This is a genomic window from Singulisphaera chitinilytica, assembly GCF_049331405.1.
GTDB lineage: Bacteria > Planctomycetota > Planctomycetia > Isosphaerales > Isosphaeraceae > PoT.
In genome coordinates, this window is the sequence record NZ_CP186274.1 from 6,828,937 (window position 1) to 6,840,526 (window position 11,590).

Here is an 11,590-nt window from a genome sequence, read left to right on the forward strand (position 1 = left end):
CGGCGACGACTTGCGAGAATCAGGCCCAACGTCGATCTCTATCGCGTTCTTCAATTAGGGTCGTGTGCCATGAGTGCTCCCGTCACATATCGTTTCTCGTTCGGTCCCTGGAACATCAGCGAAGGGGCTGACCCGTTCGGGCCGGATGCTCGCGCGGCCTTCCCGCACGAGAAGAAGTTCGCCCTCTATCGTGGCCTCGGCTTCGAAGGCGTGCAGTTCCACGACGATGACGTCGTCCCGGGGCTCGATGGTCTGAGCCCGGACCAGATCATGAAGAAGGCCGATGAAGTCGGCCGGATGCTCAAGGACCAGGGGCTCACCCCCGAGTTCGTCGCCCCCCGCCTCTGGTTCGCCGACCAGACCGTGGACGGCGGTTACACGGCCAATAGCGCCGAAGACCGCGCCTACGCCTGGGACCGGACCCGCAAGTGCATCGACATCGCCAACGCGATCGGCAGCAAGGCCATCGTGCTCTGGCTGGCCCGCGAAGGCTCGTACATCCGCGAAGCCAAGGACGCGAAGCTCGCCTACAACCGCATCCTCGACACCATCAACCAGATCCTCGACTACGACAAGCAAACCGAGGTCTGGATCGAGCCCAAGCCGAACGAGCCGACCGACCAGGCCTACGTCCCGACGATCGGCCACACGATCGCCCTCTCGTTCGCCTCGAAGGATCACAGCCGCGTCAAGGGCCTGATCGAGAGCGCCCACGCCCTGCTCGCCGGCCTCGACCCGAGCGATGAGATGGCCTTCGCCCTGGCCTTCGACAAGCTGGCCAGCGTCCACCTCAACGACCAGAACGGCCTGAAGTACGACCAGGACAAGAACTTCGGCGGGGCCAACATCCGCGTCGGGTTCAACCAGGTCCGCGTCCTCGAAGAGGCCGGCTACGGTAGCCGTGGCGAGTTCATCGGTCTCGACGTCAAGGCGATGCGAACCCAGCGCGGTTGCCCGGTCACCGAGCACCTGAAGAACAGCCGCACGATCTTCCTGCACCTCGTCGAGAAGGTCCGCACGCTCGACAACACGCTGGTCAAGCAGTACCGCGACGCACGGGATTATGAAGCCCTCGAGCTTTATATCCTGAACCATCTCATGGGCGTCAAATAATCGAGACGTTCCCCGGGCCGGTGCCCTCGACCGGCTCTTGCTCTCGCCTTTCGCCTCATTGAGGCCCGGTCTCGGATTCGATCAGGTCAGAGCCGGGCCAGTCTTGACTCCCCCTCGCTCGGTATGCGGTTCGCATAGATCCTAGTCGGATAAATATTCAGGCTCGAGGCCTTCGAGTCCGCGGCACATCTAAATTCGACGACTGATAATCGATCAATCCGTTGGAATCGTCCCCCGATGGGAGGGGGCTGAACGAGAGACCCAGGCCGTCGAGGCGCATCCGCGCCCATCCGGCCTTCCCGACCTAGATAGCTCCACCCAAGAGGGCGAGTGATCAACGAAAGTTGCGGGAAGAAATGGGGTTATCCATCGTTTCACTTTCCGCTTGGAGTGGAGCTATCTAGGTCGGGAAGGTCATTCCGACTGCCGAGCTAGCCCGTCCAGCATCCTCCTGCTCTGCGCACGACTCGGCCGACATCAATGGATTCGCCGGCCCTATCTAGGTATTTATCCGAGAACTCGCCTTCGGCAAGGACCAAGTTGGTCCACGCTACGATTTGTGTTTCTTGCGGTAAACACCCGGCGAGGTCCCGGTTGACTTCCGGAACCAGGTGCTGAGGTACTCGACCGACGAGAACCCCGTGCGTTCGGCGATGTCCGGAAGCGCAAGGTCCGTCTCGTTCAGCAGTTGCTTGGCCCGCTGCAGTCGGACTAACGTGATCGCGGAGTGGATCGAACGCCCCAGCCCCGCCCGGAACCGGCGCTGGAGCACGCTGCGCGAGGTGGAGACGTGTTCCAGTACGTCCTCGACCTGGATCCCGGCGCAGGCGCGTCGGCGGATGAAGTGCATCGCCTCGGCCAGTAGCGGGTCGGAGATTGCCGTGATGTCGGTCGACTGCCTCGTCACGATCCCGTAAGGGGGGACCTCGGGATGCTCAGCGTGGACGGGTTCCTTCCTCATGATGCGGTCGAGCATGGCCGCCGCCTCGTAGCCGATGCGTCGGCAGTCGGGCACCACGCTCGATAAGGGCGGGTAGGCGAGCTCACATGCCAGGATGTCGTTGTCGACTCCGATGACGGCCACCTCCTCCGGCACGGCGATCCCGGCATGTCGGCAGGCGCCCAGGAGCTGGATGCCCCGGTAATCGTTGCAGGCCATCAGGCCGAGCGGCTTGGGGAACCGCGCGATCCAGTGGGCGAGCGCATGAATCTCGGTCTCCCAGGCCGCTTGCTGGTGTCCCCAGGTCACCGGCTGGGTCTCGAGATACTCGTCGCAGGCGAAGCCGGCCGCCCTGACCTTCCCCTCGAATCCGAGCCATCGCCGGCGCGACCATTCGAACTCGGGATAGCCGAGGAATGCGAACCGGGTGAAGCCTCGCTCGAGCAGGTGCTCGGCGGCGAGGGCGCCGATCGCCTCCTGGTGGCTCTGCACGGTCGGGAGCCCGGATATCGGTCGCTGATCGTCGAGGTCGATCGTCGGGATCCCGGTCCCGGCGATCAGGTGGCCGAACTGGGGGAAGAGGGTCGTGATGATCCCATCTCCGTCCCAGTCGGCCAGCCAGGGTGGCGCCGGGTCCTGGAGCGACCGATGTTCGAAGAAGACGGTCCAGGGCCCGTTCTCGCGAAGGTACTGGGCGACGCCGTGGAGGATGTCGCGACCATAGGCCATCGAGGTCTCGATGAGTAGCGCGACCCGGGGCGAACTCGCGCGGTTCGGATCTGGATTCTTGCCGGACACGGCGCCCTCTGGGGCGGATCGGACGGAAGGATTCGCCTGTTGACCGAATATCCCAGGCGATGAGTTAATCCGGAGGGCATGAGCCCTCGTCGAAATGATGTTATTTCGTAGCAGATAAACAATCTAGCGGCGAATTCTGGGCCTGACCCAATATCGAAGAAAATCGCCCGATAATTACATTGTGAGCCGGTCTTCGTGTCCGTATCTTGAACCTGTTCGGTTTCGATCGTTGTTTCGGCAGTCAACCCAGACACTGGATTCTCGAAGAAACACCAACCTTTTGAAGTTCGCGTCGATCTCCAGCATTCGAGCGGACGCCTTCCTCTAACCGGCGTTGTAGATCGCTCGGACTGCCTCGAGATTGGCTCTCGGTATACCTCGTTTCTCGCCGCGACCTCGAACCTGAGTGGTGGATTGGAACGAGGCTCAGCACCTTCCTCCTTCCGGAGCCGTCGACGCCTCGCGACTCGGCTTCTGCCATCGGCATGACGGACAACTGGTCAATCTCCTCTCCATTGACCGCGTAACCGTCGACTGCGAAAGACGTTCGACCACCCGCTCGTGTGTTTCCCGCCTCGCCAACGGGCGAGTCCCCGCGTCAACGCTCCGTCCGCTTGCGCTCTTCTCTTCGAGCGGAGGCGTGGCCGGGTGTTCCTCGCGGATCGCCGGGTTCCCCACGACGCAGGCCCTCATGCGGATCTCGTCACCCATGCGCGACGTGTCTCAGGACAACCAGGCTGGCCCGACGCCGGGGCGCTCTCCCTTGCGGGCGGCTCGGTTCCGGACCGTGCTGGCCTGCGTTGGGCTGGCGGCTTGCCTCCTGGCGCTCGTCGGGGGAGCCTGGTGGTTGATCTCGGATCGCCGTTTCCGCGCGGGGCTCGAACGGGTCCAGGGCCAGGTCGGTGCGGGTCAATTCGAGCCGGCCAGGGTTTGGTTGACGGGCCTGTCGGCTCCCTGGTCGGGCGACCCGGAAACACTCTACTGGCTGGGTGTCTGCGAGCGGGCTCTTGGGAACCGCGATGCCGCACTGACGGCCTGGACGCGGGTTCCTCCGGAGAGCCGACATGGCGAGTGGGCCGAGATTGAGCGGGCTCGCCTCCTGATCGCCGAGTTCGGGCGTTATGCCGAGGCCGAGACGATCCTGGAAAAATCCATGGTCCGGCCGGGCAAGGCCGTCGCAAGGCGCGACGTACGCAAGTCCCTGGCCGAGCTCTACTTCTGGGAAGGGAGGCAGGACGCCCTCCGCCGCCTGATTCAGTCCGGCTGGGAGCAGTCGGAGGATCGCGTCGGAGAGTTGCGTAACCTCTGGATGAACGACAGCGCCCCGGCCCAGCGCGAGAGGATCCGCGAGATCCTCGCCAGGGCCTCCGAGCGAGCCGCCGATGACGACCGCGTCTGGCTGGCGAGGGCGAACCTCGCCCTCTCTGCAGGTTCGCTCGACGAGGTTCGTCGCCTTTCCGACGAGTGCCTGAAGCGTCGAGCCGACGACGAGGCCGTCTGGCGGCTCCGACTCGAGTGGGCCCTCTCCGCCGGACGACCCGACGAGGTGGAATGCTGCCTCTTCCACCTCAGCACGACTGCCTTCTCGCTGGGGGAGCTGCTGGCCCTCGAAGCTCGAGTCGCCGCGATGCGTCTCGACGGCCATGCCGAGCTTGCGGCCCTGGAGAAACTCCTCGAGGGTTCGCCCGGCGATACCTGGGCCCTGGAACGCCTGGCCGTCCTGGTGTGGAACCAGGGGTACAAGGAGAAGGCGCAGGAGCTTCGCGCCCGCAAGGCCGAGGCGGATCGCAATCGCGATCGCTATCGCAGTCTCCTGAAGGGTGAGGTTACGGCCGAGCATTACGTTGAACTCGGCAAGCTCGCCGAGGCCCTTGGCCGTCGTTTCGAGGCACAAGGCTGGTGGACGCTCGCTGCCAAGGCGGAACCCGACAACCAGGCGATCGCCTCCGAACGATCGCGACTCCATGAGGAATTCCGCGCGGTCAGGGCCGTGGCGAATCAGACCCTCGCGGAACGCTTTGGCAAAGGAACGGTGGTTGCGACATCCGAGACCCGCGCGTTTGATTCGCCCCGAGTACCCCGTTTCGTTGATGAGGCCGAGGTTGCGGGCCTGAGATTCCAGTTCGACAGCGGTACGTCCCCTCAGCGTCAGTTGCCCGAGACGATGAGCGGCGGCATAGCCCTGCTGGACTACGACGGTGACAGCCACCTCGACGTCTTCCTTGTCCAGGGCGGGCCCTTCCCTCCTGCCCCGGGTTCCTCAGCGGGGGGGCATGATCGGCTCTTCCGCAATCGCGGCAACGGGACCTTCGAGGACGCGACAGCCTCATCCGGCCTGGCGGCAACGGCGTGCGGTTACGGGCATGGCGCGACGGTCGCCGATTACGACAACGACGGAGACCCTGACCTCTTCGTCACGCGATGGCGGTCCTACTCGCTCTACCAGAACCAGGGCAACGGCCAGTTCATCGATGTCGGCGACAGAGTCGGTCTCGGGGGGGATCGCGACTGGCCGACTTCGGCCGCCTTCGCGGACTTCGACAACGACGGCGACCTCGACCTCTACGTTTGCCACTACCTCGCCTGGGATGAAAAGAATCCGAGGCTTTGCCCCAGGGCCTCCAAAGTCAATGCCACCGGCGATGAGTCGCCCAACGGCTACTGCATGCCCCACCTCTTCGAAGCAAAGAGTGATCATGTCTTCCGTAACGAAGGAGGACGCTTCGTCGACGTGACGGCCGAGGCCGGCATTGCCGATAAGGAGGGGCGTGGGCTCGGCGTCGTCGCCACGGATCTCGACGAGGACGGGAAAATCGACCTCGTCGTGGCCAACGATGCCACGGCCAACGCCTATTACCACAACGTCGGCCATGGAAAGTTCGAGGAGATCGCGGTCCAGACCGGCGTGGCCTGCAATGCCGAGGGGGCCTTCCAGGCGGGCATGGGGATCGTCGCGGCCGACCTCGACGGCGACACCCGCCCCGACCTGGCCGTCACCAACTTCTACGGCGAGTCGACCACCCTCTTCCGGAACCTCGGCCAGGGGGCCTTCGCCGACGAGTCGTCGATCTCCGGGGTCGCCGCGCCGAGCCGGTTCCTGCTCGGATTCGGCATCGCCGCGTTCGACGCCAACAATGACGGCCGGCTCGACCTCGCCACGGCCAATGGCCACGTCACCGACGACCGGCCCCAGTTCCCCTACGCCATGCCCGCACAGTTGTTGCTCGGCTCGCGACAAGGGAAGTTCGTCGAGGCCCGGTCGGAGGCCGGTGATTGCTGGAGCGTGCCTCGTATCGGGCGAGGCCTCGCCGCCGGAGACCTCGATAACGACGGACGCGTCGACCTCCTGATCGTCTCGCAGAACTCGCCTCTGGCGTACCTGCACAACAGGACCGAGGGAACCCACGCCGTCACCCTGCTCCTGGAGGGGGCCGGCTCCAACCGTGACGCCATCGGTGCTCGCGTCACGCTGCGGTCGGGCGACGTCGTTCAGGCCGCGCAACGCAATGGCGGCGGCAGCTATCTCTCCTCGGGCGACCCCCGCCTGCACTTCGGAGTACCCGGCGGCTCTCGCGTCGTCGCGGCCGAGGTTCGATGGCCGTCCGGACGCACTGACTCTTATCGGGAGATCCCGGTCGACGGCGGATATCGCCTCCGGGAGGGAGATCCCACGCCTCGAAGCTTGAACGAATATCGAATAAGTGATCTGAATAAGGCCAACTCGACCGGCGTGTCGGGGCCGACATTCGATGAAAGAGTAATGACGAAGGAAAGTAACGGAGGATATTGATGAAGATAGGTTGCGTCTAGAATCCGATAGGAGCGTTTGCGATGTCGGCAATTGCTCGCAACGAACACGCCTCGGAAGTCTCCTGGGTGCTCGACAAGGGGGCCTGGGGAGGACTCTCGCGAGGCAATGTGTTCTCTACGGCCACCCCGGGCCGTTCCAAGGTTCGTCTCAAGCGCGAGCGGCCGCCGCACGTGGCCTTCATCATGGAAACGTCCATGGCGCATGGGCGGGAGATCCTCCATGGCGTGGCCGAGTACGTGAGGGAGAACGGGCCCTGGACGGTTCACCTCGACCAGCGCTCGCTCGAAGATCCGCCGCCCCCCTGGATCAAGGACTGGCAAGGGGACGGGATCCTGGCCAGGCTCTCCCCGGCGCTCGCCGAGGCGGTGCTCAAGACGGGGATCCCGACGGTCGACCTCGACGACCAGGCCCCGAGCTCCGGCCTGCCGACCGTCCAGTGCGACCACGAGGCCATCGGCAGGCTCGCGGCCGAGCATCTGCTCGAGCGAGGGTTCTCGCGGTTCGCGTTCCTCGGCTATCCCCAGTTCGGCTGGTCGAAGCGCCGCTTCGAAGGCTTCACAGCACGGATCCGCGAGGCCGGCTTCGACTGCGAGGAATATCAGGAGGCGCAGCCGGTCACCTGGGGGCACCAGCTCGTCTCCTGGGAATCGGAGATCGACGCCGTCGCCCGCTGGATCGCCGCGCAGCCGAAGCCGCTCGGCCTGATGAGCTGCAACGATTTCCGGGGGATCCAGGCCCTCGACGCCTGCCGACGCGCCGGGGTCTCCGTCCCCGAAGAGGTCGCGGTCATCGGCGTGGACAATGAGACCCTGGCTTGCGAACTCGCCTATCCGGCCCTCTCCAGCGTGATACCCGATTGCCGACGCATCGGCTATCAGGCGGCCGAGATGCTGGACCGGATGATGCGAGGTGAGCGCCCCGCGGGCCCGAGGCACGACGTTGCGCCCATCGGGGTTGCGGTGCGGGCGTCGACCGATGTCATGGCGATCGCCGATCCGCTCGTCGCCGACGCGATGCGGTTCATCCGCGAAAGGGCCTGCGAGGGGATCAGGGTCGAGGATGTGCTGGATCAGGTCTCCGTCTCGCGGAGCGTCCTCCAGCGCCGGTTCCGCAAGGCCGTCGGCCAGACAGTCCACGACGCCATCGCCAGGGTCCGGCTCCGCCGGGTCAAGGAACTCCTGAGCGAGACGGATCTCTCCCTATCGGCCGTCGCCGATCGCGCCGGCTTCGCCCACGTCGAGTACCTGAGCGCGGCCTTCCGCAAGGCGACCGGCTCCACGCCGGGGACCTATCGCCGCGAACATCGCAGTTGCCGGGCCTGACCCCGCATGGCAAGACTCTGGGAAGCCTGCCTGATTCGCTCAGGCAGGCTTCTCTGAGTCATCATTTTACGTTACTGCGACCACTTCGTCGGCTTGCGATCCCAGCGATGGGCCTTGAGCTGTTCGAGCAGCGTCGGGTCGAGCAGCTTTCCATCGTTGCTGGCAACGTTGGCCTCGACGTTCTTGATCCGTCGCATGCCCGGGATGATCGTGGAGACCGTCGGGTCTGCCAGGATCCAGCGCAGGGCCAACTCGGGCATCGTCATCCCATCGGGCACGAGCGGGCGCAAGGCCTCGGCCCGGTCGACGCTCGCCGAGAGGTTCTCCGGGACGAAGTAGGTGTTCCGCCAGTCCCCTTCCGGCCAGGTCGAATCCTTGGTGAGGGTTCCTGTCAGCGTCCCCTCGTCGAACGGGACGCGGGCCAGGACGCCGATGTTCAATTCGCGGCAGAGCGGGAAGAGCTCGTCCTGGGGCGCCTGGTCGAAGATGTTGTAGATCACCTGGACGGCGTCGACCATGCCGGTCTTCAAGGTGTTGAGGACGTTGTTCGGCTCCCAGCGATTGACGCTCACGCCGACGGCCCGCACCAGGCCCTCGCGCTTGAGGTCGTCCATCGCCCGCTGCCAGCGCTCATCGGAGGCCCAGGCGTCCTCCCAGACGTGGAACTGGAGGAGGTCGATCTTCTCCAGGCCGAGGTTGGCGATGCTCTTCTCCGCGTACTCGCGGATGTGGTCGGGGGGGAAGCAGTCGTCGAGCGTGAACTCACGTCGCGAGGGCCAGATGAAGTTCTTGGGGGGGAGCTTGGTGGCGACGATCAGCCCCTTGTCCGGATTGGCTCGTACAAGCTGGCCGAGGAGCCCTTCCGAGTGCCCCGCCCCGTAGCCCCAGGCCGTGTCGAAGAAATTGCAACCGAGCGAGACCGAGCGATTCAAGGAGTGGAGGGATTCGGAATCATCCGAGCCCGTCCATCCCCCCATGCCCCACATCCCATATCCGATCTCGCTGACCGACCAGCCCGTTCTTCCCAGCTTGCGATACTGCATCGTCGTCTCTTTCCCCCTGGCCGATCAAAACGTGTGTGTCGTTCGATTCCTGCGAAAATCGGCACTTCGATGGGTTGCCCAGGCTCGGGCCATTGGCAAGTCGATGATGTTTGATCTTCAGTTATAGATGTAGGGGATTTTTAGGCCAAATTGCTTGGATCGAATGCGGGCAGGCCGACGGGAGGGCTCGGTCGCCCTCCCGTCGCCGGCGTGAATCAAAGTTCCTTGACGTAGACGTTGCGGAACTCGAGCGGGTTCCCGTGGTGCTGGAGCTCGATCGTGCCCATGGCGGGGATGGGCTTGCTGCGGTCGGTGTAGTTCTCCATCGTGACGTTGTCGGTCACGAGCTCGCCGTTGAGGTAAACGGTGACCTTCTCGCCCTTCATGATGATGTGGAAGGTGTTCCACTCACCGACGGGCTTGTCGGCGACCTTCGTCGGCTTGCTGGGGTTCTTCTGGTTGTTGTAGAGGCCGCCCGAGCCGACGGGGTCGTCCCAGATCTGGACCTGGGGGTTGCTGCGGAGGTAGATGCCCGAGTCCCCCTTGGTGCCGATCTTCCAGTCGACGTAGAGCTCGAAGTCGCCGTAGTCCTTGGCCGACCGGAGGCTATCCCCCTTGCCGTCGTAGTGCAGGATGCCGTCGATGACGCTCCAGTGCTTGGGGGCGTCGTGCTCGTCCGTCTTCCAGTTGGCCAGGTCCTTGCCATTGAAGAGGGCGACGAAACCCGGCGGGGGGGTGTTGAGGGGCTTGGCATCCACGCCGAGCGAGGCGACGACCAGAACGAACGCGAGCAGGGACATGGGGTGGACTCCGAGGGTATGCCTTGGTGGTGCTCAGGGGTGTGAGCGTGCGGCCGTTGCGGTCCGCTTTGCCAGTGCTGGCGCTACCAATAAACCCGAAGTGACGCGCGATGTCACCCCGCCAGTGTCGAATCGCCGTCGGAGTGCGGTGCTCGCGACCCCTCGCCGGGCTTCGGCTCGTCGAGGATGGCCCGAGGGATCGGCCGAACCGCGTTCGGCGGCTCACCATTCCACCGGCTGTAAATCGCCGTGACATCCGCGAGCCTGGCCAGGATCTTGGGGTCGAGCTGCTCGGACTGGAATCGCCAGCTCCAGTTTCCCACGGCCTGGCCGGGGACGTTCATCCTCGCCTCGCTGCCGAGCCCGAGCACGTCCTGGAGCGGGATCACGACGGTGTCGGCCACCGAGCCCATGACGACGCGGATCATGTCCCAGTTGACCTCGCGCGTCGACGTCCCCAGATAGCGCCTGACGTACTTGCGCTCGGCGAGGATTTGCTCGCGGCTCTGCGTGCTCTCGTCCTCAACCGGGTCGAACCATCCGACGCTGGTGTCATTATCGTGCGTGCCGGTGTAGGCGACACAGTGGTTGATGTAGCGATGCGGCAGATGGATCTCACTGCCGGCGTCGCCTCCGAAGCCGAACTGGATCACGCGCATGCCGGGCAGGACGAAACGATCCCGGAGGGCCTCGACCTCGGCCGTGATGTCGCCGAGGTCTTCCGCGATGATCGGCAGGCCGCCGAGCCCTTCGCGGAGAGCCTCGAGGAAGGCGGTTCCCGGCCCGAGCGCCCAGCGGCCCGTGGCGGCGGTCTCTGATCCCGCGGGGACTTCCCAGTAGGCCTCGAAGCCCCGGAAATGGTCGAGCCTGACGAGGTCGACGCGCTCGGTCAAAGCCCTCATGCGGCCGATCCACCAGGCGAAGTCCTCCGCCTGATGTGCCTCCCAGCGATAGAGCGGGTTCCCCCAGAGTTGCCCGGTCTCGCTGAAGTAGTCGGGGGGCACTCCGGCAACGACGGTCGGGTGGCCGAATTCATCGAGCTGGAAGAGTTCGGGCCGAGCCCAGACGTCGGCGCTGTCCTGCGCAACGAAGATCGGCACGTCGCCGATGAGCTGCAGGTCCAGCTTCGCGCAGGTGGCACGCAAGGCCTTCCACTGGCGATCGAAGGCGTATTGGATGAACTGGAAATACTCGATCTCATCGGCCAGGGCCTTGCGCTGGGCGGCGAGGGCCCTGGGGTCGCGACGGACGAGCTCGGGCTCCCACTCATACCAGGCGGCGCCGTCGTGCGAGCGCTTCAGCGCCATGAAGAGTGCGTAGTCGTCGAGCCAGTGGGCATTCTCGATCAGGAACGCCTCGAATCTGAGGTGACTGCGATCGAAGCGGCGGTACGCGAGGCGATGGAGCTTTTCCTTGGCGGCAATGACGGTGTCGAAGTCCACGCGCGTCTCGGGTAACGCGGGATAGTCGTCGCAATCGCGTGACCCGAGCCAGCCGTCCTCGACGAGGATTTCGGGACTGAGCAGCAGCGGGTTCCCGGCATAGGACGAATAGGACTGATACGGGGAGTTGCCGAACCCCGTCGGCCCGATCGGCAGGATCTGCCACCAGCGTTGGCCCGCCTCGGCCAGGGTCTTCGCGAAGGCGATCGCCTGCGGGCCGATGTCGCCGATCCCGAATCGCCCCGGGAGTGAGGTCGGGTGGAGCAGGATGCCGCTGGCGCGGGGAAGCCGCATGTCGACGCTCTCCTCGGGATTCTCTCG

At 64.9% G+C, this 11,590-nt stretch carries 7 protein-coding genes; 3 read left to right on the forward strand and 4 right to left on the reverse strand.

All coding sequences use genetic code 11. The features are described from left to right. Positions 1-69: 69 nt before the first annotated feature. A complete protein-coding gene (locus ACOYYX_RS26850; RefSeq protein WP_422925413.1) occupies positions 70-1,113 on the forward strand; it encodes a TIM barrel protein in 1,044 nt (347 codons plus the stop codon). Positions 1,114-1,663: 550 nt separating this feature from the next. Here the strand turns inward: ACOYYX_RS26850 and ACOYYX_RS26855 are convergent. Then, positions 1,664-2,851: a substrate-binding domain-containing protein gene (locus tag ACOYYX_RS26855; RefSeq protein ID WP_422925415.1), complete on the reverse strand. Its 1,188-nt coding sequence runs from the start codon at positions 2,849-2,851 to the stop codon at positions 1,664-1,666. A gap of 709 nt (positions 2,852-3,560) precedes the next feature. Between ACOYYX_RS26855 and ACOYYX_RS26860 the strand changes: the two genes are divergently transcribed. Next, positions 3,561-6,641 carry an FG-GAP-like repeat-containing protein gene (locus ACOYYX_RS26860; protein ID WP_422925417.1) on the forward strand — a complete coding sequence of 1,027 codons (3,081 nt, stop codon included), beginning with the start codon at positions 3,561-3,563 and terminating at the stop codon, positions 6,639-6,641. A 41-nt stretch (positions 6,642-6,682) separates the two neighbouring features. Next, the gene (locus tag ACOYYX_RS26865; RefSeq protein ID WP_422925419.1) at positions 6,683-7,984 is read left to right on the forward strand and encodes a XylR family transcriptional regulator; all 1,302 of its coding nucleotides are present in this window, start codon (positions 6,683-6,685) and stop codon (positions 7,982-7,984) included. A 71-nt stretch (positions 7,985-8,055) separates the two neighbouring features. On the opposite strand, the gene ACOYYX_RS26870 is transcribed toward ACOYYX_RS26865, so the two are convergent. The 3 genes from ACOYYX_RS26870 to malQ form a co-directional block, all read right to left on the reverse strand. Then, complete coding sequence (locus tag ACOYYX_RS26870) at positions 8,056-9,027, reverse strand: aldo/keto reductase (protein WP_422925421.1); 972 nt, start codon at positions 9,025-9,027, stop codon at positions 8,056-8,058. A gap of 215 nt (positions 9,028-9,242) precedes the next feature. Beyond that, positions 9,243-9,827, reverse strand: a complete 585-nt coding sequence (locus tag ACOYYX_RS26875) for a 3-keto-disaccharide hydrolase (protein WP_422925423.1) — start codon at positions 9,825-9,827, stop codon at positions 9,243-9,245. 113 nt (positions 9,828-9,940) lie between these two features. Continuing rightward, positions 9,941-11,563 carry a 4-alpha-glucanotransferase gene (malQ, locus tag ACOYYX_RS26880; RefSeq protein ID WP_422925425.1) on the reverse strand — a complete coding sequence of 541 codons (1,623 nt, stop codon included), beginning with the start codon at positions 11,561-11,563 and terminating at the stop codon, positions 9,941-9,943. Between the last annotated feature and the right edge of the window lie 27 nt (positions 11,564-11,590).

Bases quoted from the DNA above. Each gene is read 5' to 3' on its own strand.
- malQ (WP_422925425.1), bottom strand. From the start codon at position 11,563: ATGCGGCTTCCCCGCGCCAGCGGCATCCTGCTCCACCCGACCTCACTC.
- ACOYYX_RS26875 (WP_422925423.1), bottom strand. From the start codon at position 9,827: ATGTCCCTGCTCGCGTTCGTTCTGGTCGTCGCCTCGCTCGGCGTGGAT.
- ACOYYX_RS26865 (WP_422925419.1), top strand. From the start codon at position 6,683: ATGTCGGCAATTGCTCGCAACGAACACGCCTCGGAAGTCTCCTGGGTG.
- ACOYYX_RS26850 (WP_422925413.1), top strand. From the start codon at position 70: ATGAGTGCTCCCGTCACATATCGTTTCTCGTTCGGTCCCTGGAACATC.
- ACOYYX_RS26870 (WP_422925421.1), bottom strand. From the start codon at position 9,027: ATGCAGTATCGCAAGCTGGGAAGAACGGGCTGGTCGGTCAGCGAGATC.
- ACOYYX_RS26860 (WP_422925417.1), top strand. From the start codon at position 3,561: ATGCGCGACGTGTCTCAGGACAACCAGGCTGGCCCGACGCCGGGGCGC.